This window comes from Bacillus sp. P4_D3 (assembly GCF_056401855.1).
This window is the reverse complement of sequence record NZ_JBFUIN010000006.1, coordinates 17,243-40,998: the sequence shown is the minus strand read 5'-3', so window position 1 is coordinate 40,998 and position 23,756 is coordinate 17,243. Positions and strand designations below refer to the sequence as shown.

Genomic DNA, 23,756 nt, shown 5'->3' with positions numbered 1-23,756 from the left:
AGCTTTAAATCTTGTACTTACACAGAAAGGTTGGGAGTTATGGAAGGAAAAATTTTAATCGTTGATGATCAATATGGCATTCGTGTTTTATTGCATGAAGTGTTCCAAAAAGAAGGTTATCAGACGTTCCAAGCAGCGAATGGATTTCAAGCTTTAGATATCGTGAAAAAAGATAATCCAGATTTAGTAGTGTTAGATATGAAAATCCCAGGTAKGGATGGTATAGAGATTTTAAAACATGTAAAAGAAATTGATGAGAGTATTAAAGTGATTTTAATGACTGCTTATGGAGAATTGGATATGATTCAAGAAGCGAAAGATTTAGGAGCTTTAATGCACTTTGCTAAACCGTTTGATATTGATGAGATTCGTCAAGCAGTGAGAGATCAGCTTGCTGTAGAGGCGTAAAAAATGAATTTTTTATAAAAAATATGGAAAAAAGCGTTTACATGGACTATTGAGCAGGTGAATACAGTTGAGTTTTTGAGTACAAGTTGTTATCCTATTGAGTGTAGAAAGAAGTCCGGTATGTAAATATACATATTTTACCTTATTCTGGTCATACTACCAGCGATAAGAATTTATCGGATACAAAAAACGTTTTTTAGGAGGATTCACCATGCCTTTAGTTTCTATGAAAGAAATGCTAAACACAGCACTAGAAGGAAAATACGCAGTTGGTCAATTCAACATGAACAACTTAGAGTGGACTCAAGCTATCTTAGCTGCTGCGGAAGAAGAAAAATCTCCTGTAATCTTAGGTGTATCTGAGGGTGCAGCTCGTCATATGACTGGTTTCAAAACAGTTGTAGCTATGGTTAAAGCTTTAATCGAAGAAATGAACATTTCTGTTCCTGTAGCGATTCACCTTGACCATGGTTCAAGCTTCGAAAAATGTAAAGAAGCAATCGATGCAGGTTTCACATCTGTAATGATCGACGCTTCTCACCACCCATTCGATGAGAACGTTGAAACTACTAAAAAAGTGGTAGAATACGCACATGCTCGTAACGTATCTGTAGAAGCTGAGCTTGGTACAGTTGGCGGACAAGAAGATGACATCATCGCTGAAGGCGTTATCTACGCTAATCCTGAAGAGTGTAAACACCTTGTTGAAGCAACAGGTATCGATTGCCTAGCTCCAGCTTTAGGTTCTGTACACGGTCCTTACAAAGGTGAGCCTAACTTAGGATTCGCTGAAATGGAACAAGTTCGCGACTTCACTGGCGTACCTTTAGTATTACACGGTGGTACTGGTATCCCAACTGCTGATATCGTAAAAGCTATTTCTTTAGGTACTTCAAAAATTAACGTAAACACTGAGAACCAAATTGAGTTTACAAAAGCTGTTCGTGAAGCATTAAACAAAGACCAAGAAGTTTACGATCCTCGTAAATATATTGGACCTGGCCGCGACGCTATTAAAGCAACTGTTGCTGGTAAAATGCGTGAGTTCGGTTCTAACGGTAAAGCGTAAGAATAAAATTCCGTTTTGGAAACCGTCTAGTCTTTTAGACGGTTTCCTTTCGTTGTATAATGAAAGCGTGAACAAGTCTAAAGATTTTATAAAGTGAATTTTTGGTTTGCGAATATAGAAAATAATGTGCATAGTCCTATTAATAAATGTGGTAAGTATCTGAATTGAGGAATTTGATTCGATGAATAGTTAATCTTCATCTATTTGTACAGCAGGGGAGCTACAGGTGATGGTTTTCTACTTATTGGGTTTCAGGATGGAAAGAGTGATTGAGATTCTTAAGGGGGAATCTTCTACTTCTTCTTATAAAGAAGTAGAAGATAAATACATTCACAAGAAGGGAGCTCAATATGGAAAAATTGCTAATTGAAGGCGGAAGAGCTTTAAATGGAATGATTCGCGTGAGTGGTGCAAAGAACAGTGCTGTTGCACTAATTCCAGCGACAATTTTAGCAGATACTCCAGTAACTATCGGTGGCGTTCCTAATATTTCGGACGTGAAAATATTAGGAGACTTACTAGAGGAAATTGGAGGGAAAGTAACTTATGGGCAGGAAGAAGAGATKGTAGTCGATCCTTCTAACATGGTTGCGATGCCTTTACCAAATGGAAAAGTGAAAAAATTGCGCGCCTCTTATTATTTAATGGGTGCAATGCTTGGCCGTTTTAAAAAAGCTGTTATTGGGCTTCCAGGTGGATGTCATTTAGGGCCACGACCGATTGATCAGCATATTAAAGGGTTTGAAGCGTTAGGGGCACATGTTACAAATGAACAAGGTGCCATTTATTTAAGAGCAGATGAACTACGTGGAGCGCGTATTTATTTAGATGTTGTTAGTGTAGGAGCTACGATTAATATTATGCTAGCGGCTGTACGAGCGAAAGGTAGAACTGTTATTGAAAATGCAGCAAAAGAACCAGAGATTATTGATGTAGCTACATTGTTAACGAGTATGGGAGCGCGTATTAAAGGTGCTGGTACAGACGTAATCCGAATTGATGGTGTGGATTCTTTACATGGTTGTCACCACACTATCATTCCAGATCGTATTGAAGCTGGTACGTATATGATTTTAGGAGCAGCGTCAGGAGGAGAAGTAACAGTTGATAATGTTATTCCTCAGCATTTAGAATCCGTTACTGCGAAGCTAAGAGAAGCTGGTGTTCAAGTTGAAACGAACGATGACCAAATTACAGTGAACGGCAATAGAAAGTTAAAAGTAGTTGATGTAAAAACGCTTGTATATCCAGGGTTTCCAACAGATTTACAACAGCCGTTTACAACGCTTTTAACAAAAGCGCATGGAACAGGAGTTGTAACTGATACAATTTACAGCGCACGTTTCAAGCATATTGATGAATTGCGCCGTATGAACGCACAGATTAAAGTAGAAGGCCGTTCAGCGATTGTGACTGGACCTGTTTTATTGCAAGGTGCGAAGGTGAAAGCGAGTGATTTACGAGCTGGTGCGTCCCTTGTTATTGCGGGTTTAATGGCAGATGGCATTACAGAAGTAACGGGACTTGATCATATTGATCGAGGTTACGAAAATATAGTAGACAAGCTTAAAGGGCTTGGTGCAAACATTTGGCGAGAACAAATGACAAAGCAAGAAATTGAAGAAATGAAGAATGCATAAAGTGAAACTTTAATCAGTATGGGATATCCCATGCCGATTATTAGCCCTCACCAATCGGGATAAGGTGGTGATACTTCCGTTAATGGGGAGCGAAGAATCACTACTAACGGAAGTACACTTTATAGAAAAACACGGTTCACAAAATACGGCAGAAATATAAAGACTTAAAGGAGAGGGATTATTGTGGAAAGAAGTTTATCTATGGAGTTAGTACGTGTAACAGAGGCTGCGGCATTATCATCAGCGCGTTGGATGGGGCTCGGAAAAAAAGATGAGGCAGATGGTGCAGCAACATCAGCTATGCGTGATGTATTTGATACAATTCCGATGAAAGGTACAGTTGTAATTGGCGAAGGTGAAATGGATGAAGCGCCAATGCTATATATCGGAGAGAAATTGGGTACAGGATATGGACCACGCGTAGACGTTGCAGTTGATCCTTTAGAAGGGACCAATATCGTAGCGGCTGGCGGCTGGAATGCGCTTGCTGTTATTGCAATTGCAGATCACGGCAATTTGTTACATGCTCCTGACATGTACATGGATAAAATAGCGGTTGGTCCAGAAGCGGTTGGTGCAGTTGATATTGACGCACCTATTATCGACAACTTACGTGCAGTTGCGAAAGCGAAAAATAAAGATATCGAAGATGTTGTAGCGACAGTTTTAAACCGTCCACGTCATCAAGCAATTATCGAAGAAATTCGTAAAGCTGGTGCTCGTATTAAATTAATTAACGATGGAGATGTAGCTGGAGCAATCAATACAGCATTTGACCGTACCGGTGTAGATATTTTATTCGGTTCTGGTGGAGCACCTGAAGGTGTATTAGCTGCGGTTGCATTAAAATGCTTAGGTGGAGAAATTCACGGGAAGCTCTTACCTCAAAACGAAGCTGAATTAGCGCGTTGCAAAAAAATGGGTATTGAAGATATCAATCGTATCCTTCGTATGGAAGACTTAGTAAAAGGTGACGATGCAATCTTTGCAGCAACAGGTGTAACAGACGGAGAACTATTACGAGGCGTTCAATTTAAAGGTAGCGTCGGAACAACACAATCCCTTGTTATGCGTGCAAAATCAGGCACAGTACGCTTCGTAGACGGCCGCCATAGCTTAAATAAAAAACCGAATTTGGTTATTAAATAAAAAGCGTAAGCGGCTCGTTTAGAATCGCAGGGCATTGGAGCTCTCGACCTTGAAGCGCTCTTTGCTTCGAGTGAGAGAGCGAAATGACCGGAGATTCTAGCCGCTGGAACTGGATTAAATAAAAGAAAAAATGCCTTATCTATTCTGCCTTAAAATCAGGCGAGTAGAAAAAAGAAAGAAATATGAAAAGCGAAGATAAATTTTCTTGTCTTCGCTTCTTGTATTTGTGTTTCAATGTATTGATTAAAACTAGATAAAAGGGTTACAATAGTGAATATTACCCTACTTGAACTTATTGCCTTTCATTATTATTTATTTGCCTTCCGTATTTTTCCCCTTTACCCATGTGAAAAGAGAAAAACGTTAAAGTGTGGTGTCTGAATGAATTTGTCAATTGCAGCATTAGAAAACATGAAATTAAAAGAGTTATACGAGCTTGCGAAGGAATTTAAGATTTCGTATTACAGCAAGTTAACGAAAAAAGAGCTAATCTTCTCTATCTTAAAAGCTCGAGCAGAAAAAGAAGGTTTCTTTTTCATGGAAGGCGTATTAGAAATTATTCAATCAGAAGGATTTGGATTCTTACGTCCTATCAATTATTCTCCAAGCTCAGAAGATATTTATATCTCGGCTTCGCAAATTCGTCGTTTCGATTTACGTAATGGAGATAAGGTTTCTGGTAAAGTACGACCTCCGAAAGAAAATGAGCGCTATTTTGGATTGCTACAAGTTGAAGCTGTAAATGGAGATGATCCAGACTCAGCAAAAGAGCGTGTACATTTCCCTGCATTAACACCGTTATATCCAGATCGCCAAATGAAATTGGAGACGGAAACGAAAAAGTTACCGACACGCATCATGGATTTAATCGCACCAGTTGGATTTGGACAACGTGGTTTAATTGTTGCGCCTCCAAAGGCTGGTAAAACAAGTCTGTTAAAAGAAATTGCACACAGTGTTACAACAAATCATCCGGAAGCAGAATTAATTGTACTTTTAATTGATGAGCGTCCAGAGGAAGTAACAGATATTGAACGTTCTGTTAAAGGTGATGTTGTAAGTTCTACTTTTGATGAAGTGCCAGAGAATCATATTAAAGTAGCTGAGCTTGTATTAGAGCGTGCAATGCGTCTTGTAGAACATAAAAGAGACGTTGTCATTTTAATGGATAGTATTACCCGTTTAGCGCGTGCTTACAACCTTGTTATTCCACCGAGTGGTAGAACCTTATCGGGTGGTATTGATCCAGCTGCTTTTCATAGACCGAAGCGTTTCTTCGGGGCTGCGCGTAATATCGAAGAGGGCGGTAGCTTAACGATTTTAGCAACAGCGCTTGTTGATACAGGGTCTCGTATGGATGATGTAATTTACGAGGAGTTTAAAGGAACTGGAAATATGGAACTTCACTTAGATCGCTCATTAGCTGAGCGCCGTATCTTCCCAGCGATTGATATTCGTCGCTCTGGTACGCGTAAAGAAGACCTATTAATTCCGAAAGAACATTTAGACAAACTATGGGGTATTCGTAAAACAATGCGTGATACACCAGACTTTGTTGAAGGCTTCTTACGTAAACTTCGTCAAACAAAGACAAATGAAGAATTTTTACAAAACATTGTTGCAGACTCAAAAAGGTATGTAGCAACTAAGTAAAGGGAAAAGATTGGGACTCGCTTATTTCGTAGTAAGCGAGTTTTTTATGTTTTTAAGGGAATATTAGAGCGAGTAATATATGGAAATAATTTTGTTTTTTGGGATGAAAATCATATTTGGGTCGAGAGCTTGAAGTGTCCTACGATTCTGAGCGAGCCGCTTGCGCTTTTAATTGATATCCAGTTCCAGCGGCTAGCTCTTCGTGTCTAAGAACCTCCCGCACTAAAGGTAAAAAGCACCTTTTGTGCGAGAGAACCTTAGCCAATCAGAGCTAAGCGAGCCGCCTCCACTTTTAATTTTAAAAAGACAAAAACAGGTAGTTGCAAAATGGAGTTAGCCTTGTTATAATTTCATCATATGTGTTTCATCAATATAGTTGTGTAAGCAGCTGAAGATGAAAAACTCTGTTTCGAAAATGATTCAGGGCGGAAGGAGATGAAAAGAATGAAAGCAGGAATCCATCCAAATTACAATAAAGTTGTATTTATGGACACGAACACTGGCTTCAAATTCTTAAGCGGGTCTACAAAAGGCTCTAGCGAAACTGTTGAGTGGGAAGATGGTAACACTTATCCATTACTAAAAATTGAGATCAGTTCTGATTCTCACCCATTCTACACTGGACGTCAGAAGTTTGCTACTGCAGACGGACGTGTTGACCGCTTCAATAAGAAATACGGTATTAAGTAATAAAGAACATAAAACAGGCAAGTGTATGTATTCGCTTGTCTGTTTTTTTTGCGAAAATATTAAACCTTTACCCTACTTTAGATTAGGAAAGTAGATGAAAGGAGAGCTCAATGTACTTAATGAATCAAAATGGTTGGATTGAAGTGATTTGCGGGAGTATGTTTTCTGGAAAATCAGAAGAGCTCATCCGCCGTATACGCCGTACGCAATTTGCGAAACAACATGCGATTGTATTTAAACCATGTATTGATAATCGTTATAGTGAAGAAGATGTTGTATCACATAATGGATTAAAGGTTAAAGCAGTTCCTGTTTCAGCTTCAAAAGATATATTTAACCATGTAACAGAAGAAATGGATGTTATTGCAATCGATGAGGTACAATTTTTTGATGGGGACATTGTGGAAGTGGTGCAAGTATTGGCAAATCGTGGCTATCGTGTCATTGTAGCTGGATTAGACCAAGATTTCCGTGGTCTACCATTTGGACAAGTTCCTCAGCTGATGGCGATTGCTGAACATGTAACTAAATTGCAGGCAGTTTGTTCTGAATGTGGATCTCCTGCAAGTCGTACGCAACGTTTAATCGATGGAGAACCAGCGGCATTTGATGATCCAATTATTTTAGTTGGGGCTTCAGAATCGTATGAACCACGTTGTCGTCATTGTCATGCAGTACCTACAAAACAAAGATAAATGAAACTCGCTATGTAGAGCGGGTTTTTTTCGAAAATAGATGAAGATTGGTGGCGAGCTCTTCGTATCTAAGAACCTCCGCTACTCAAGGTAAAAAGCACCTTTTGTACGAGAGAACCTTAGCTATTCTGAGCGAGCCGCTTGCGCTTTTAAATATTATCTAGCTCCAGCGGCTAGAATGGTCGGTGGTTTCGCTTCTTCCTGCGAGGCAAAGAGCGCCTCTCTGTCAGAAGCTCCAACCTCCTCCCATTCTGAGCGAGCCGCTTGTGCTTTTAAATATAATTTGCGTTTTTTTGATTAAGTACCATATACTATTTGTATTAGATACTAGGATGTAGAGGTGAATGGTGTGTTAGATCGTTTGCAAGCTGTAGAAGATCGTTATGAGAAGTTGAATGAGTTGTTAAGTGACCCAGAGGTTATTAGCGATACAAATAAGCTTCGTGAGTATTCAAAAGAGCAATCTGATATTCAGGATACGGTAGAGGTGTACCGTGAGTATAAAGATGTTCGTGAGCAATTACGAGATGCAAAAGCAATGTTAGAAGATAAGTTAGACGCTGATATGCGTGACATGGTAAAAGAAGAGGTTTCTGAGTTAGAAGGTCAAGAAAAAGTATTATCAGAGCGTCTGAAAGTTTTACTTGTTCCAAAAGACCCTAATGATGATAAAAACGTTATCGTTGAGGTTCGTGGTGCTGCTGGTGGTGACGAGGCAGCTTTATTTGCTGGTGATTTATATCGTATGTATAGCCGTTATGCTGAGGTGCAAGGTTGGAAAACTGAAATTATCGAAGCGAGCTATACAGAGTTAGGTGGATATAAAGAGATTATCTTTATGATTAACGGTAAAGGTGCTTTCGCTAAGCTGAAATTCGAGAATGGTGCTCACCGTGTACAACGTGTTCCTGAAACGGAATCTGGTGGACGTATTCATACATCTACAGCAACTGTAGCTGTATTACCAGAGGCAGAAGAAGTAGAAATTAATATTCATGAAAAAGATGTTCGTGTTGATACGTTTGCTTCTAGTGGCCCTGGTGGACAAAGCGTTAATACAACGATGTCAGCGGTACGTTTAACACATTTACCGACTGGTGTAGTTGTATCTTGTCAGGATGAGAAATCACAAATTAAGAATAAAGAAAAAGCGATGAAAGTATTACGCGCACGTGTTTATGATAAGTTTAGACAAGAAGCGCAAGCTGAGTATGATCAAAACCGTAAACAAGCTGTTGGTACGGGAGATCGTTCAGAGCGTATTCGTACGTATAATTTCCCGCAAAACCGTGTTACAGACCATCGAATCGGTTTAACGATTCAAAAGCTAGATCAAATCCTACAAGGTAAGTTAGATGATTTCATCAATGCCTTAGTGATGGAAGATCAGGCTCAAAAGATGGAGGCAGCTGAGTAATGCGTGTCTATGAAGCCCTGAAATGGGCTTCTTCTTTTTTACAGGAAAATGGACGAGATGAAAATGCGGGAGAAATTGTCCTTTGTCATGTATTAAAGACGAACAGAACCGGAATGCTCATGAATATGCGTGAAGAAATAACTGCGGAACAAGAGAAAAGTTTTGCACAATTTATCCACAAGCACGTAGAAGGTACTCCGATCCAATATATGCTCGGTTATGAAATGTTTTATGGCCGCTCATTCTTTGTAAATGAAGAGGTATTGATACCAAGACCGGAAACAGAGGAACTTATAGTTGGGGTGCTAGAGAGAATTGAGCGCCATTTCGGTAATGAGGAGCTTCACATAGCGGATATTGGAACAGGTAGTGGAGCGATTTCTATTACGCTCGCTTTAGAAAATAAAAATCTTCATGTGTATACAGTAGATATCGCGCAGGAGTCGATTGAAGTTGCAAAAGAAAATGCAAAAACTTTAGGGGCGGATGTAACGTTCTATCACGGCGATTTACTGTCTCCGTTTTATGAAACAGGTCAGAAGTTAGATGTTGTTGTTTCCAATCCTCCGTACATACCAGAGGAAGATTGGCGTGGTCTTTCTACTGTTGTGAAGGAGCATGAGCCGAAGCGTGCGCTTGTTGGTGGGGAAGATGGACTAGATTTCTATCGTCGTTTTATGGAGGAATTGCCGAATGTATTACAGAAAAAGGCGATTGTGGCGTTTGAAATTGGTGTAGGGCAAGGTGAAGATGTGAAAGCATTATTACAGCAAACTTTCCCGCGCGCTCAAGTTGAAGTTGTATTTGACATTAATGGAAAAGATCGCATGGTATTTGCAGAGATGGAGTAAGGTATAAGCCTTACTCTATTTTTTGTATGAAAAATTCGTAACTACTCAGCCATACATTTCATTTGGAATTTTGGTAAGGAGTATTATTCCAGTGAAAATACGCACCTTATTACCTATAGATTGCTGTCATAAAGATAAAAATGGACATACACTTTGTTACCTGTCTTTGTTTTAAAACTTTGTGCGTGGCAGGAAAAGGCCCTGACCGCTCCTATACATAGCCAGTCCCTCTCGCCAATGAAAAAATGCTTTTCTATCGGTTTTTTACATAGATTTTGAATTTAATAGTTTAGAAAGATGAAAGTCTGTCCACACTGTTTGTAGAAGGGACGGTGGAGGAAATGAAAAAACAAGTTATTGCTTATCTTCTTCTATTATTAATTGGTGCACAGTTGCTTGTGCAGTTTGGATATATGAAAGCTGATGCGAAAGGGCCTTCAGTTATTCCGAAAGAGGCCGTTCGATTACGGATTTTAGCAAATAGTGATTCAGATGAAGATCAGGCATTAAAACGTAAAGTACGTGATGAAGTGAAAGCGCAAATTGATGGATGGGTAGCGGATTTAACGTCATTTGAAGAAGCGCGAAAAGTAATTCAAAATCATATTCCTGAAATTGAAAAGACAGTGGAGAATACGCTGAAAAGAGAAGGAAGTAAAGAGGCATTTCAAGTGAAATTCGGTAAGAATGTGAAGTTTCCTACAAAGGTATATGGGAATTTTATTTATCCGGCAGGAGAATATGAAGCGGTACTTATTACAATTGGAAAAGGTGAAGGTGCAAACTGGTGGTGTGTATTATTTCCACCGATGTGTTTCTTAGATTTTTCAAGTGGTACAGCTGTAAGGAAAGAAGAACATGTTGTGAAAGCTGAATCTCCTGAAGAGGAGCAGGTGAGACAACCAGATGAGGAAGTAGTGGATGTACCGGAGAAGAAAGTGGATAAGGTGAAAGAAACGAAAGTAGTAAAGCCGGAAAAAGCTGAAAAAGTAACAGTCCAGGAAAAGAAAGTAGTAAAACATGAAACGCAAGTAGAAGAACAGCCTGTAAAAAAAGTAGAAACAACAACTGTGGAAAAAGTGGAAAAACCTGTGGAGCAAAAACAAGAAAAGGAAAATGAGTATGTAACAGTAGAAGAGGAAGAAGAAAAACCAGAGGTTAAATTATTTATCGTCGAAGTTTTTACATCTTTATTCTCTAAATAGTACTATTACTAAATCCTTCCTCATATATATCAATGAGGAGGGATTTACTATGAAGAACGTGTATTTTGCTACGAAAGCAGATGTAGAAAGATTGCATTCTTTTTTCGGACAAGCTAATAAAAAAGATGATAAAATAAATGAGTTGTACGCACAATTTATGATCTTGGAAGAGGCGGGAGAAATACGAGCGGTAGTTGGATATGAACAAGGTGGGGAAAATGCACTTATCCGTTCTTGTTTATTCACACCTAATGTGGATAAACAGACTTTCTTATATTTTTTTGAGATGTTTTTGCAGTATATGAAAGAAAAAGATATTCGACAATTGTACTTACTCACAAATCATCCACAATCTGTGACAATCTTTCAGTTTTTTAACTTTGTCATTATAGAGAAAGAGGAAGTGCCAGAGGAAATTCGACAGTTAGAACACTTTTGTAAAAATATAAAAGAGCTAAATGCAATAATACTAAATTGTCAGCTATTCACAAAGTTATCCACGGATTAACAAGGTTTATCCACATTTTGTGGATAAACCTTGTTTGTCTTTTGTATAAATCTCATAGTAAACTAAAAATAGACAAGTATTTCATGGTAGAAAAGGACGTGGGAAAAAATGCATACAAATATGTGGGTTGTGGATAATGTTGTGGAAAGAAAAAAATATTATCCACAATTAAAAGAAGCAGCGAGATTATTAAGAGAAAATGAAGCGGTGGCCTTCCCAACGGAAACGGTATATGGGTTAGGAGCAAACGCAATGGATGATGAAGCGATAGCGAAAATTTTTGAAGCGAAAGGGAGACCGAGCGATAATCCACTGATTGTCCACATAGGAACAAAATCTCAGTTAGATGGTATCGTAAGAGAAATTCCGCCGGTTGCAGAAAAGTTAATGGAGCATTTTTGGCCAGGACCATTAACAATTATTTTACCGAGAAAAAAAGGGATTTCAGAGAGGGTTACGGCCGGACTTAATACAGTCGGAGTGAGGATGCCGGATCATCCAGTAGCGCTCGCTCTTATTGAAGAGGCAAACGTGCCTGTTGCGGCACCGAGTGCGAATCGTTCAGGACGCCCAAGTCCAACGTTAGCTTCTCATGTGTATGAAGATTTAAACGGGAAAATTGCTGGTATTGTTGATGGCGGGGCAACAGGAGTAGGCGTTGAGTCAACTGTAATTGATTGTACGAGCGAGGTTCCGACGATTTTACGTCCAGGCGGGATTACGAAGGAGCAATTAGAAGCAGTGATAGGAAATGTTTCTTTAGATCCAGCTTTAAAGGATGAGAAAGAAAAACCAAAATCACCTGGAATGAAATATACACATTATGCACCGAAAGCGCCACTTAGTATTGTTGAAGGGTCCCGTGAGTTTATTCAACGTATTGTGGATGAGAGGAAGAAAGAAGGGTTTAAAGTAGGTGTATTAACGACAGAAGAGTATCAGCATGTGTATAGTGCAGATGTTGTATTGTCTTGTGGTGTGCGAAGCGATTTAGCCAGCGTTGCGACTAAGTTATATGATGTACTTAGAACGTTTGATGCAAGTGAAGTAGATGTTATTTTTAGTGAATCATTCCCGGATGAAGGCATAGGAAATGCAATTATGAATCGTTTAACAAAAGCTGCGGGACATCAGATTATTATTGAATGATAATGTACCTTTAGCAAACAGAATATTTCTCCTCGGATAAGCATATTGTGAAGTAGCACGTCCGAGGGGGGATATGAATGACACTTGAACAATTAATACCTTTAATAATTATGGCATTCGCCCTGGGGATGGATGCATTTTCAGTGAGCCTCGGTATGGGGATGGTAACATTAAAGTTAAGACAAATCCTTTATATCGGTATGACGATTGGGATATTTCATATTATTATGCCATTTATCGGAATGGTACTAGGACGTTTTCTATCAGAGAGGTATGGGGATGTCGCGAATTTTGCAGGAGCTATTTTATTAATTGGGCTAGGGTTTTATATCGTATATTCGTCTATTTTAGAAGGGGAAGAGACTAGAACTGCTCCAATTGGAATTAGTTTATTTGTATTTGCATTTGGTGTCAGTATAGATAGTTTTTCAGTAGGTCTTAGTCTTGGAATTTACGGAGCAGAGACAATTATTACGATATTACTGTTCGGACTAATAAGTATGTTACTAGCTTGGATGGGTTTATTGCTTGGTAGCCATGCCAAAAATATGCTTGGTACATACGGTGAAATAGTAGGTGGTATTATTCTTGTTGGGTTTGGATTGTATCTCCTTTTTCCTATATAATTTTATATGAGGGTGGAGAACATGAATAGGTTGCTGAAATGGTATGTCGTATTTATAACTTTTTTTCCAAGGTGGTTACGTAGGCTTATCTTTTGGGGCGTTATTTTGCAAATTGCGGTTTTAGGTTGGGTTAAATTGATTCGTGAATGGTGAGTTAATTCCTTTCTATGCATTTGAATACAATACTCCGCAAATATAGAAAGGATGGTACAAATGACGAGATTAAAGCAAGTTTTTGGTATTATTATTAGTTTTTTTGTTTTTTGGTTTAGTATGCTCGGTGTACAAATGTTTGCTGAGTTTTTAGATATCGAATCATTAAAATTTATTGCAGGAAAATCGGAGGCGGCGCGTGCATTTTATTCACCGTATCCATTTTTAATTGTTTTCCTTATTACGTTACTTTCCTTATATTTCTTTGTAATAAAGCTGGGTAGATCTAAAAAAGAGAAATTACCTGCATTAGAGGAGAAGAAGGAAGAATTACAGTGAAAAAATCCCCCGCTTTAAGCGGGGGATTTTATATTTGAATGATGAAAGACTCCAATGCCCTATGATTCTGAACGAGCCGGTCGCGCTTTTAGGGTGATATCTAGCTCCACCTCCTAGGCCCTTGCGTCTAAGGTTCCGCTTTTAGTTGTATCCAGTTCCAGCGGCTAGAATCTCCGGCCATTTCGCTCTCTCACTAGAAGCAAAAAGCGCTTCAAGGTCGAGAGCTTGAAGTGTCCTACGATTCTAAACGAGCCGCTTCCACTTTTAGTTGTATCCAGTTCCAGCGGCTAGAATGGTCGGTGGCTTCGCGTCTTCCTGCGAGGCAAAAAGCGCCTCTACGTCAGAAGCTCCATCCCCTCTCATTCTGAGCGAGCCGCTTCCGCCTTTAGGTTGATATCTAGTTCCGGCGGCTAGCTCTTCGCCACTAAGAACCTTCCGCCCGAAAGGCAAAAAGCGCCTTTAGGGCGAAAGAACCTTAGCTGGTCAGAGCTGAATGAGCCGCCTCCACTTTTAAATTGGCCTCACTAATTCAAATTGTTCTCCTAGTTTTGCGTAGTTGTGTCCTGCAAGGCGGCTTATTGGTTTTAGTTCTTCGGCGTGAATTCGACCGTTTTCGTATAAGTGTTCTGCGACGTGGAAGCGAACGACGCGGCCAATTAGTAGATCACAAGCTGGTGAGTCTTCGGTTCCGCCGAGCGGGATAGCGCGTTCTAATACGCATTCCATTCGAATGTTTGCTTCTTTCACCCCTGGTACTGAAATGACATCACTGTCGATTGGTGTTAGTTTTGCTAATTCGATTTCACTTTCATTAGGAGGTAGGTTGGCTGCTGTTTCATTGATCGCTTCTACGTAAGATTCATCAGAAATATGTACGACAAATTCCCCTTTTTCGATTGCGTTTCGGGAAGTGTCTTTCGGTTTTCCTTCTTTGCGTTGTACGGAAACCGAGATAAGTGGTGGATTGGCAGCGACGATATTGAAATAACTATATGGCGCACCGTTCAATACACCATCTTTAGTTACAGAAGTAACGAATGCAACAGGACGTGGAATGATACTTCCTGTTAGTAATTTGTAATTATCTTTTTCGGTTTGTTCGTTTGGATTAATGGATAACATGTTGTAATCCCCTTTCTAAATATGAATACTTATTGTTTGTTTACAAGATATCAATGGGAATCTCCTGCTGAAAATAATATTTTTTTGATGATGTAAAAAAGAGATTACCTCAATTTGAAGTAACCTCTTTTTTGGTAAATATCTCGAAATAGAGATAAATATTAAAGTAAAACGTAAGCACCAGGGCCGATTAAAGCTACACCAACTGCAACAGCGATTAACATTAAATTATACTCAAATCCGTTTTGTGTTACCCAGTAACCATTTTTTCCGTGAACTGTGAAGATTGCTACTAACATTGTTCCTACGATAAATAATGAACCAACTACAGTGAAAATACCTGCTGCGAATAAGAAACCACCTAATAGTTCAGTTGCTCCAGCCATAAATGCCATAAATACACCAGGGCGTAAGCCGATTGATTCCATCCAGCCACCTGTTCCTTTCAGCCCGTAGCCACCAAACCAACCGAATAATTTTTGAGCACCGTGACCCATGAATGTAATTCCTATAATAAGACGAATAATAAGAAGACCGATATCCATCATTTCAAAAACCCCCTAAAAGTTATTAACTTATCTTATGTAAGTAATAATAAAATAGTTACTTACTTTAGTCAAGTGGATTTCAATAAAAATTTGAAAGAAATTTTATAAATTAACAACAAAAAATAAAATGTAGTAAAGACCTCTAGACAAGTAAGTGAAAAAAAGAGAAAATATAAGTAGAAGTTAACTTCTTATTGTTATTCAGACAATCAGAATTGACTGGAATTTTGTGAGGCGCTACAATAAGAGTCTAGTAGTAACGACATGATTTATTTCGAAAGCGTTTTTACAGTATAACATTCGAAGTATGAAGTCTTACGTGTATTTCGATCTTGAATAGAGATTGCCCTATAAACTTTTAGGTAAATTATAAGGAGGACTATCCTATGTTTAAAAAATTATTCGGTTTTGGTTCAAAAACAAATGAAGAAACAATCGTAGCTCCATTAACTGGAGCAGTGAAAAATATTGAAGAAGTACCAGATCCAGTATTCGCTGGTCGTATGATGGGTGACGGTGTTGCAATCGATCCTACTGAAGGTGTAGTTGTATCTCCAGTTGATGGTGAAATCGTACAATTATTCCACACGAAACATGCTATTGGAATTAAAGCGAAAAACGGTACAGAAATTTTAATCCACGTTGGATTAGAAACTGTAAAAATGGAAGGTGAAGGTTTCGAAGCTCACGTTTCTGAAGGACAATCTGTAAAAGCTGGAGATAAATTAATCTCATTCGACTTAGAATTAATTCGTGAAAAAGCGAAAAGCACAATTACTCCAATCGTTATTACAAACACAGATGCAGCTGAGTCTATTAAGACAACTATAGGTGTAACAGCTACAAAAGGTTCAACAGAAGTAATGAAAGTTACAATGAAATAATTATTGTATGAAAGGAATCTGTTTCGTATGAAATGGATTCCTTATTTTGTTTCGTAGTGTGTTCATTATGTATGGTAAATACTTTGGGCGCTTGGAAATAGGGTTTCACATATATGTGGATAAGGCGCATTTTTCTTAGAAAAAATATAAGAGAAATGCGCCTTTCGTATATTCACATTTCTTTTGTTCTATTCTAATGTACGCTATGATAAAGTGAAACTTTAATCAGTGGAGGGTGTTCATCCCCTGCTGATTATTAGCCTTCACCAATCGGGGATAAATGGTAGGAAACAGAAAAAAAGGGGTGGGTTTAGATGAAACGGGTGTTATTTGTTTGCACTGGAAATACATGCCGTAGTCCGATGGCTGAGGCTTTGCTTCGTCATTATGGAGAAGGTAAATTTGAAGTGCAATCTGCTGGTGTTTTTGCCTATCCTGGAAGCGATGCGTCGGTACATGTAAAGGAAGCTTTAGCTGAAAAAGGAATTGTAATCGATCATGCTGCACAGCAGGTAAACGATACTTTGGTTGATTGGGCGGATATTGTAGTAACAATGACGGAAAACCATAAGCAAATTGTACTTGGGCATTATCCAAGTGTTGAAAAGAAATTGGATACATTATATGGATTAACTGAGGGTGTAAGTAAGGATATTTCAGATCCATTTGGCGGATCGCTTTCTATTTATAAAGAAACGTTAGAAGAGATGGAAAAACTTGTACAAACTTTACTGAAAAAACATTCAGAAGGTTGATGTTTCGTGTATAATACGATATTGGAGATCGCTTCGTTCCATTAAGGTAGCGAGTGTGAAATGAAGATAATTGATTGAAACTTTGGAGGGGTAAAAATGAAAGTAGTAGTAGCATCTGATCACGGCGGTATGAATATCCGTAAAGAACTTGTAAGTTTATTAGAAGAGTTAAATATTGAATATATTGATTTAGGTTGTGAATGTGAAGCTGGTTCTGTTGATTACCCTGATTTTGCGTTTCCGGCAGCAGAAATGGTCGCAAATGGTGAAGTGGATCGTGGCATTTTAGTTTGCGGGACAGGCATTGGTATGTCAATCGCAGCAAACAAAGTAAATGGTATTCGTTGTGCATTAGTTCATGATACTTTCAGTGCGAAAGCGACGAGAGAGCATAATGACACTAACATGTTAGCAATGGGCGAGCGTGTAATTGGAGCTGGTCTAGCTCGTGATATCGCAAAAATTTGGCTAACAACTGACTATGAAGGTGGCCGTCACGAAAACCGCGTAGGAAAAATTAAAACGTACGAAACAAAGTAATAGATTCTAACTATAAGTAGTATGAAATATAATTTGGTGAACCAACCTGTGAAAGGAAGAGGCGTAATGACAGAAATCGTAAAGGTAAGAGAACAGCTGCAAATGTCGCTTTCTGATTTCCAAGAACAAGCTTCACTGCAAAGAGGCCAAATTTTTGTAGTGGGGTGTAGCACGAGCGAAGTGCTAGGTGAAAGAATTGGAACATCAGGAACGATGGAAGTGGCAGAGGCGATTTTTTCTGAATTTAAACAATTTCAAGAACGAACAGGTATTGAATTGGCGTTTCAATGTTGTGAGCATTTAAATCGTGCTTTAGTAGTTGAGAGAGATGTAGCGATGAAATGTCAATTTGAAATTGTAACAGTTACGCCTGTTAGATCAGCAGGTGGTGCATTAGCGACGTATGCGTATCACAATTTTAAAGATCCGGTAGTAATTGAGTTTATTAAAGCAGATGCAGGAATGGATATCGGTGATACATTTATCGGTATGCATTTAAAGCATGTAGCTGTACCGGTTCGTACAAGTGTGAAGGAAATAGGAAGTGCGCATGTAACGATGGCGAAAACACGTGGGAAACTAATAGGTGGAGCACGTGCTGTTTATGCGGCAAATGAAGAAGCTATTCCTTGTCGTTAAACATGAAAAATTATAAAGTCTTATAACAGCTTTATATCGAAAGGTAAAAGGTATGTAGTCTGACTTTATAATAGAAGAAAGAAAAGACCAATTTTGGTCTTTTTTTTTCTTTTATGATATAGAAAGTCATGTTAGAATGTAGTTGAAAACATGAAGGTTCGAAAGAATTACAACCTGAATTTTCGTTTTTTCTGAATAAATGAGAAAAAACTATTGGGAATTGATGTAATTCGTTCAGAAAAGGGGGATTTTGGTGAATCATTTAAAACGTCAAGATGAAAAGGTATTTGCTGCAATTGAGGCAGAACTAGGAAGACAGCGTTCAAAGATTGAGTTAATTGCTTCGGAAAATTTCGTAAGTGAAGCAGTAATGGAGGCGCAAGGTTCTGTTTTAACGAATAAGTATGCTGAAGGATATCCTGGAAAACGTTACTATGGTGGTTGTGAACACGTAGACGTAGTAGAAGATATCGCACGTGATCGCGCGAAAGAAATTTTTGGCGCAGAGCATGTAAATGTTCAACCACATTCTGGTGCACAAGCGAACATGGCAGTATACTTCACGATTTTAGAGCAAGGCGATACAGTACTTGGTATGAATTTATCTCATGGTGGTCACTTAACACACGGAAGCCCTGTTAACTTCAGTGGAGTACAATATAATTTCGTAGAATATGGCGTGGATGCTGAATCTCATCGTATTAATTACGATGATGTATTAGCAAAAGCGAAAGAACATAAACCAAAATTAATCGTTGCAGGTGCAAGTGCATATCCTCGTGTTATCGATTTCAAACGATTCCGTGAGATTGCAGATGAAGTGGGAGCATACTTAATGGTTGATATGGCACATATCGCTGGTTTAGTAGCAGCTGGTTTACATCCAAATCCAGTACCGCATGCACATTTCGTTACAACAACAACACATAAAACATTACGCGGCCCACGTGGTGGTATGATTTTATGTGAAGAACAATTTGCAAAACAAATTGATAAATCAATCTTCCCTGGTATTCAAGGTGGCCCGCTTATGCATGTAATTGCTGCAAAAGCTGTTGCATTTGGTGAGACACTACAAGATGATTTTAAAACATATGCACAAAATATCATTAATAATGCGAATCGTTTAGCTGAAGGCCTTCAAAAAGAAGGACTTACACTTGTTTCTGGTGGAACAGACAATCATTTAATCTTAATTGATGTTCGTAACTTAGAAATTACAGGTAAAGTAGCAGAGCACGTATTAGATGAAGTTGGTATTACAGTGAATAAAAATACGATTCCATTTGAAACAGCAAGCCCATTTGTAACAAGCGGCGTACGTATCGGTACAGCAGCGGTAACATCTCGTGGTTTCGGTTCAGAAGAAATGGATGAGATTGCAGCAATTATTGCTCATACATTAAAAAATCATGAGAATGAAGCTGAACTAGAAGAAGCGCGCAAACGTGTAGAAGCGTTAACGAGCAAATTCCCAATGTATACAAATCTATAATAGATTAAAAAAGACTGCTGAAACGTAATTGTTTTAGTAGTCTTTTTTTGTGGACATATATTGCTTTTAAAGTATGTATACAAATGATGAATAAATTTTGGCGATATAATGAAGGATACAGCTCCCATAATTGGTAAAGATACTAGATAGATTCATCGCAAAATCATGATTTTACCAAATTTGCCCTTGAATATTAGTAGCGTTTTCTTTACAATCGTAAATAGTGTAAAAAAGCGTGTAAACGCATGAATATCATCTAAAGGAGAGATTCACATGGGAAAACTGTATGTATTTGATCACCCGTTAATTCAACATAAGATTACATATATTCGCGATAAGAATACAGGTACGAAAGATTTTCGTGAATTAGTGGACGAAGTAGCAAGCTTAATGGCTTTCGAGATTACTCGTGACCTTCCACTTAAAGACATTGAAATTGAAACGCCTGTAAGCAAAGCGACAACAAAAGTGATCGCTGGTAAAAAACTTGGTTTAATTCCGATTTTACGTGCAGGTTTAGGAATGGTTGATGGAATTCTGAAATTAATTCCAGCAGCAAAAGTAGGACACGTTGGTTTATACCGTGACCCTGAAACATTGCAACCGGTAGAATACTATGTGAAACTTCCAACGGATGTAGAAGAGCGTGACTTTATCGTACTAGACCCAATGCTAGCAACAGGTGGTTCTGCGGCTGAAGCAATTAATTCTCTGAAAAAGCGCGGTGCAAAGCACATTAAATTAATGTGTATCGTAGCTGCTCCAGAAGGAGTAAAAGTAGTACAGGAAGAGCATCCTGATGTTGATATTTATATAGCAGCATTAGATGAGAAGTTAAATGACCATGGTTATGTAGTTCCAGGTCTTGGTGATGCTGGTGACCGTTTATTCGGAACGAAGTAAGACAACAGACGAGAGGGGGATTCCCCTCTCGTTTTTTTTTTCGCCCTCAGCGCACGGGGGAGGGGGAGATAAATATACAGGGTATATACAACATAAGTTATATACACATCACATATAATATAGAAGTCTTACGTCTAGAGAACACTATATTATGGAAGGAAAGCGCTATATCTTAAAAATATAATAGTGACAAACTTGTGAACATTTTCTTCTATTATAAAGAGAGATCTGTTAGAAATTGCATATCTCTAACCAGTATTTAGAAGGGGAACGTTTTCATTTTTGGGAGGAAATGCCTAATACTCAAATTTTTTGATTTTTTACGATTTCTCGTTGACACTGTTAATACCCTATTGTATGCTAACAACGGGGATAGATGGTAGGGCTTTCAGTGACAAAAATGCATCTATTCCGTGACGAAAATGTAAACTTTTTATTTTGTATAGAATTTATGCAGAAAAATGAGTTATTATTAACACATCGTGAATGAGGGTTACATATTGGAGGGATGAATCCTTGCAAAAAAACGATCGCAGCCATATAAAAGCGTATGCTTTAATGTCAGGAATACTTGCTCAGTTAGTTGGTTCTATTCTTATTGGAATCTTTGGTGGGCAATGGATTGATAATAAGGTTGGAACGTTTCCGTTGTTTCTTATTATAGGGTTATTACTCGGGTTAGGAACAGGGGTATACGCAATGATTCGACTCATTCAACATTACTATTCGGGAGAGCAATGATGATAGACGTACATGGACTTGTCCAAAGACAAAAGAAATATATGTACTACTTGCTTGCGCTTCTAGTGCTAGGATGGGGAATTACCTCTTACAAGGATGTATTTCTTGGGCTGATTATCGGAACGATTTTCAGTTTTCTTAGTTTGCGCATCATTGCACGTAGAACAGACAAGCTATTAGATCGCGTAACAAATGGAGAAAACGTGAAGTTTAAGGCGACAGCGGTAAGTACATATTCAAGATTCGCCACGATTGGGTTATTAATTTTATTTGCAGCCAAATATCAAGAGTTAATTGCGATGTGGGGCTTAGGTGTAGGATTGCTGACAGGATACCTTGTCATGATCATAGATTTTCTTTATTTAGAGTATACGAGCAGGGAAGAGAGGTGAATTACTAGTGGAACACGGTAAATTAGTTGAATTTCTAGGTTTAACGTTCGATTTGTCATCAGTTATGATGGTTACTGTAGCAGCAGTTATTGTTTTCTTAATCGCTGTTATCGGAACTCGCAGCTTAGCGCTTCGCCCAACCGGAATGCAAAATTTCATGGAATGGGTGTTTGACTTCGTGAAAGGGATTATCAATAGTACGATGGACTGGAAAACAGGTGGACGTTTCTTAACGCTTGGCGTTACGCTTATCATGTTTATCATCGTATCGAACTTCCTTGGTTTACCATTCATGTATTCAACAGTTGAGGCTGGCGAACATATTGCATGGTGGAGATCACCAACGTCTGATCCAGCAGTTGCATTAACATTAGCCGTGATGGTAGTTACCCTCACCCATTATTATGGAATTAAGATGAAGGGTACGAAAGAATATGCTAAAGGTTATTTCCAACCTATGAAATTCTTATTCCCATTAAAGGTTATTGAGGAGTTTGCTAACACATTAACGTTAGGTCTTCGTTTGTTTGGTAACATTTATGCAGGTGAAATCTTATTAGGATTACTTGCTAAGTTAGGCGGAGCATCATTCCTTGGAGCATTAGGTGCACTTGTACCGATGTTAGCATGGATGGGATTCAGTGTATTCGTTGGATCAATCCAGTCATTTATTTTCGTAATGTTAACGATGGTTTATATGGCTCATAAAGTAAGCCATGACCATTAATATAATTTAAGTAAGAAAAAATTTATTTTTTTATAATACAAAGGAGGACAAATTAAATGAGTTTAGGTGTAATCGCAGCTGCAATTGCAATTGGTTTATCAGCATTAGGTGCAGGTATTGGTAACGGTCTTATCGTATCACGTACAATCGAAGGTGTTGCTCGTCAACCAGAATTAAAAGGCGCACTTCAAACAATTATGTTCATCGGGGTTGCATTAGTTGAGGCACTTCCAATTATCGGTGTAGTTATTGCTTTCATCGTAATGAACAAATAAGGGAGACTCCCCTTACATAGATGGCGAAGAGTGTTTTTCCGAACTTTCTTCGCCATTGCTTTATGAACGAAATGTATGTCTTTTTTTTTCATAGGATCAATTTAGATATTTTGAAGGGAGTGAATCCTTGTGCCAACTTTATTATTAGGTGCTTCCATTCCATTTGGAACGATTGCTTATACATTGTTCATTTTCTTACTTCTATTAGTAATGCTACGCAAATTTGCGTGGGGTCCTTTAATGGGAATTATGAAAGAACGTGAAGAGCATGTTACTAATGAAATCGACGCTGCAGAAAGAAGTAACACTGAAGCGAAGAAGTTAGTAGAAGAACAACGTGAAATGTTAAAACAATCGCGTGTTGAAGCACAAGAGTTAATCGAAAGAGCGAAAAAACAAGCTGTGGATCAAAAAGATGTTATTGTTGCTGCTGCGAAAGAAGAAGCAGAATCAATTAAAACATCTGCTGTACAAGAAATTCAACGCGAAAAAGAGCAAGCGATTGCTGCTTTACAAGAACAAGTCGCTTCTTTATCTGTTCAAATTGCTTCTAAAGTAATTGAAAAAGAGTTAAAAGAAGAAGATCAAGTGAAGTTAATTCGCGATTATATTAAAGAAGTAGGAGAAGCGCGATGAGCAATGGGATTGTAGCAAAACGTTATGCTGTCGCTCTTTTCAAAATTGCAAAAGAAAAACACGTATTAGAAATGTTTGAAGAGGAATTACGCCTTGTACAAAACGTTTATGTAAAGAACGGAGAACTACATAGCTTTTTAACGCAACCGAACATTTCAAAAGAGCAGAAGAAAACGTTTCTTGCAAACGTATTCGCATCTGTTTCTGAATCTATTTTAAATACGTTATATATTTTAATTGATAACAAGCGTATTGATATTCTACCTGAAATTGCAGATGAATATGTTGTTCTTGCTAATGAAGAACGTAACGTAGCGGATGCAACTGTATATTCTATTCGTCTTCTATCAGAAGAAGAAAAACTTAACGTTGCAGAAGCATTTGCAAAAAAAACAGGAAAAGATGCAATTCGCGTGAAAAATGTTGTAGATGAAGATTTACTAGGCGGCATTAAAGTACGTATTGGAAATCGCATTTACGACGGAAGCTTACAAGGAAAATTAGCACGTATTCAGCGTGAATTAATGAAGAATAGATAGGGGTGAAG

The 23,756-nt window shown here is 38.4% G+C and carries 29 protein-coding genes; 27 read left to right on the top strand and 2 right to left on the bottom strand.

From position 1 onward, the window contains the following. Positions 1-39: 39 nt before the first annotated feature. The 14 genes from spo0F to AC1DTM_RS02295 all read left to right on the top strand — a co-directional run bounded on the left by spo0F (position 40) and on the right by AC1DTM_RS02295 (position 13,552). Positions 40-408 (top strand): sporulation initiation phosphotransferase Spo0F, encoded by a 369-nt coding sequence (gene spo0F, locus AC1DTM_RS02360; protein WP_477000025.1) that lies wholly within the window; start codon positions 40-42, stop codon positions 406-408. A 211-nt stretch (positions 409-619) separates the two neighbouring features. Further along, complete coding sequence (locus AC1DTM_RS02355) at positions 620-1,477, top strand: class II fructose-bisphosphate aldolase (protein ID WP_002159768.1); 858 nt, start codon at positions 620-622, stop codon at positions 1,475-1,477. A 350-nt stretch (positions 1,478-1,827) separates the two neighbouring features. After that, positions 1,828-3,117 carry a UDP-N-acetylglucosamine 1-carboxyvinyltransferase gene (gene murA / locus AC1DTM_RS02350; protein WP_477000024.1) on the top strand — a complete coding sequence of 430 codons (1,290 nt, stop codon included), beginning with the start codon at positions 1,828-1,830 and terminating at the stop codon, positions 3,115-3,117. A gap of 183 nt (positions 3,118-3,300) precedes the next feature. Next, the gene (gene glpX, locus AC1DTM_RS02345) at positions 3,301-4,266 is read left to right on the top strand and encodes a class II fructose-bisphosphatase (RefSeq protein ID WP_002113062.1); all 966 of its coding nucleotides are present in this window, start codon (positions 3,301-3,303) and stop codon (positions 4,264-4,266) included. Positions 4,267-4,647: 381 nt separating this feature from the next. Beyond that, positions 4,648-5,919, top strand: a complete 1,272-nt coding sequence (rho, locus tag AC1DTM_RS02340) for a transcription termination factor Rho (protein WP_002159771.1) — start codon at positions 4,648-4,650, stop codon at positions 5,917-5,919. A gap of 444 nt (positions 5,920-6,363) precedes the next feature. Further along, positions 6,364-6,609 (top strand): type B 50S ribosomal protein L31, encoded by a 246-nt coding sequence (locus tag AC1DTM_RS02335; protein WP_000643447.1) that lies wholly within the window; start codon positions 6,364-6,366, stop codon positions 6,607-6,609. Between the two features lie 110 nt (positions 6,610-6,719). Further along, positions 6,720-7,304 (top strand): thymidine kinase, encoded by a 585-nt coding sequence (locus tag AC1DTM_RS02330; RefSeq protein WP_002016305.1) that lies wholly within the window; start codon positions 6,720-6,722, stop codon positions 7,302-7,304. A gap of 349 nt (positions 7,305-7,653) precedes the next feature. Then, positions 7,654-8,721 (top strand): peptide chain release factor 1, encoded by a 1,068-nt coding sequence (prfA, locus tag AC1DTM_RS02325; protein WP_002144724.1) that lies wholly within the window; start codon positions 7,654-7,656, stop codon positions 8,719-8,721. Then, complete coding sequence (gene prmC, locus AC1DTM_RS02320) at positions 8,721-9,572, top strand: peptide chain release factor N(5)-glutamine methyltransferase (RefSeq protein ID WP_002159772.1); 852 nt, start codon at positions 8,721-8,723, stop codon at positions 9,570-9,572. Before prfA ends, prmC begins: the two co-directional genes overlap by 1 nt. Positions 9,573-9,913: 341 nt before the next feature. Then, positions 9,914-10,777 carry a stage II sporulation protein R gene (gene spoIIR, locus AC1DTM_RS02315; RefSeq protein ID WP_016106719.1) on the top strand — a complete coding sequence of 288 codons (864 nt, stop codon included), beginning with the start codon at positions 9,914-9,916 and terminating at the stop codon, positions 10,775-10,777. Between the two features lie 49 nt (positions 10,778-10,826). Beyond that, the gene (locus AC1DTM_RS02310) at positions 10,827-11,285 is read left to right on the top strand and encodes a GNAT family N-acetyltransferase (RefSeq protein ID WP_002123774.1); all 459 of its coding nucleotides are present in this window, start codon (positions 10,827-10,829) and stop codon (positions 11,283-11,285) included. 108 nt (positions 11,286-11,393) lie between these two features. Beyond that, on the top strand, positions 11,394-12,434 hold the full coding sequence (locus AC1DTM_RS02305; RefSeq protein WP_256416304.1) for an L-threonylcarbamoyladenylate synthase: 1,041 nt from the start codon (positions 11,394-11,396) through the stop codon (positions 12,432-12,434). Between the two features lie 77 nt (positions 12,435-12,511). Then, a complete protein-coding gene (locus tag AC1DTM_RS02300; protein ID WP_002159774.1) occupies positions 12,512-13,060 on the top strand; it encodes a manganese efflux pump MntP in 549 nt (182 codons plus the stop codon). A gap of 213 nt (positions 13,061-13,273) precedes the next feature. After that, complete coding sequence (locus tag AC1DTM_RS02295; RefSeq protein WP_016106717.1) at positions 13,274-13,552, top strand: DUF3935 domain-containing protein; 279 nt, start codon at positions 13,274-13,276, stop codon at positions 13,550-13,552. Positions 13,553-14,062: 510 nt separating this feature from the next. On the opposite strand, the gene AC1DTM_RS02290 is transcribed toward AC1DTM_RS02295, so the two are convergent. Then, on the bottom strand, positions 14,063-14,674 hold the full coding sequence (locus tag AC1DTM_RS02290; RefSeq protein ID WP_016106716.1) for a flavin reductase family protein: 612 nt from the start codon (positions 14,672-14,674) through the stop codon (positions 14,063-14,065). Between the two features lie 161 nt (positions 14,675-14,835). Then, complete coding sequence (locus tag AC1DTM_RS02285; protein ID WP_002144734.1) at positions 14,836-15,222, bottom strand: DoxX family protein; 387 nt, start codon at positions 15,220-15,222, stop codon at positions 14,836-14,838. 386 nt (positions 15,223-15,608) lie between these two features. On the opposite strand from AC1DTM_RS02285, the gene AC1DTM_RS02280 reads away from it, so the two are divergent. The 13 genes from AC1DTM_RS02280 to atpH all read left to right on the top strand — a co-directional run bounded on the left by AC1DTM_RS02280 (position 15,609) and on the right by atpH (position 23,748). Continuing rightward, on the top strand, positions 15,609-16,106 hold the full coding sequence (locus AC1DTM_RS02280; protein WP_002159778.1) for a PTS sugar transporter subunit IIA: 498 nt from the start codon (positions 15,609-15,611) through the stop codon (positions 16,104-16,106). Positions 16,107-16,420: 314 nt separating this feature from the next. Further along, positions 16,421-16,861 (top strand): low molecular weight protein arginine phosphatase, encoded by a 441-nt coding sequence (locus tag AC1DTM_RS02275; protein WP_016106715.1) that lies wholly within the window; start codon positions 16,421-16,423, stop codon positions 16,859-16,861. A gap of 96 nt (positions 16,862-16,957) precedes the next feature. After that, complete coding sequence (gene rpiB, locus AC1DTM_RS02270; RefSeq protein WP_000869917.1) at positions 16,958-17,401, top strand: ribose 5-phosphate isomerase B; 444 nt, start codon at positions 16,958-16,960, stop codon at positions 17,399-17,401. 66 nt (positions 17,402-17,467) lie between these two features. After that, the gene (locus AC1DTM_RS02265) at positions 17,468-18,040 is read left to right on the top strand and encodes a TIGR01440 family protein (protein ID WP_088099723.1); all 573 of its coding nucleotides are present in this window, start codon (positions 17,468-17,470) and stop codon (positions 18,038-18,040) included. 253 nt (positions 18,041-18,293) lie between these two features. Continuing rightward, positions 18,294-19,535 (top strand): serine hydroxymethyltransferase, encoded by a 1,242-nt coding sequence (gene glyA, locus AC1DTM_RS02260; RefSeq protein ID WP_002159781.1) that lies wholly within the window; start codon positions 18,294-18,296, stop codon positions 19,533-19,535. Positions 19,536-19,808: 273 nt separating this feature from the next. Beyond that, positions 19,809-20,438: a uracil phosphoribosyltransferase gene (upp, locus tag AC1DTM_RS02255; protein ID WP_002113046.1), complete on the top strand. Its 630-nt coding sequence runs from the start codon at positions 19,809-19,811 to the stop codon at positions 20,436-20,438. Positions 20,439-20,814: 376 nt separating this feature from the next. Beyond that, positions 20,815-20,928, top strand: coding sequence for a DUF4024 domain-containing protein (locus tag AC1DTM_RS02250; protein WP_000232963.1), 114 nt, complete (start codon positions 20,815-20,817; stop codon positions 20,926-20,928). A 26-nt stretch (positions 20,929-20,954) separates the two neighbouring features. Further along, positions 20,955-21,179: an AtpZ/AtpI family protein gene (locus AC1DTM_RS02245; RefSeq protein ID WP_002089742.1), complete on the top strand. Its 225-nt coding sequence runs from the start codon at positions 20,955-20,957 to the stop codon at positions 21,177-21,179. Beyond that, positions 21,179-21,571 (top strand): ATP synthase subunit I, encoded by a 393-nt coding sequence (locus tag AC1DTM_RS02240; protein WP_002016288.1) that lies wholly within the window; start codon positions 21,179-21,181, stop codon positions 21,569-21,571. Before AC1DTM_RS02245 ends, AC1DTM_RS02240 begins: the two co-directional genes overlap by 1 nt. Positions 21,572-21,578: 7 nt before the next feature. After that, the gene (gene atpB / locus AC1DTM_RS02235; protein ID WP_002089740.1) at positions 21,579-22,298 is read left to right on the top strand and encodes a F0F1 ATP synthase subunit A; all 720 of its coding nucleotides are present in this window, start codon (positions 21,579-21,581) and stop codon (positions 22,296-22,298) included. Between the two features lie 56 nt (positions 22,299-22,354). Beyond that, positions 22,355-22,573 carry a F0F1 ATP synthase subunit C gene (atpE, locus tag AC1DTM_RS02230; protein ID WP_000052064.1) on the top strand — a complete coding sequence of 73 codons (219 nt, stop codon included), beginning with the start codon at positions 22,355-22,357 and terminating at the stop codon, positions 22,571-22,573. A 129-nt stretch (positions 22,574-22,702) separates the two neighbouring features. Beyond that, on the top strand, positions 22,703-23,209 hold the full coding sequence (atpF, locus tag AC1DTM_RS02225; protein WP_002113045.1) for a F0F1 ATP synthase subunit B: 507 nt from the start codon (positions 22,703-22,705) through the stop codon (positions 23,207-23,209). Then, positions 23,206-23,748, top strand: a complete 543-nt coding sequence (atpH, locus tag AC1DTM_RS02220) for a F0F1 ATP synthase subunit delta (protein ID WP_002198770.1) — start codon at positions 23,206-23,208, stop codon at positions 23,746-23,748. Before atpF ends, atpH begins: the two co-directional genes overlap by 4 nt. Positions 23,749-23,756 lie beyond the last annotated feature (8 nt).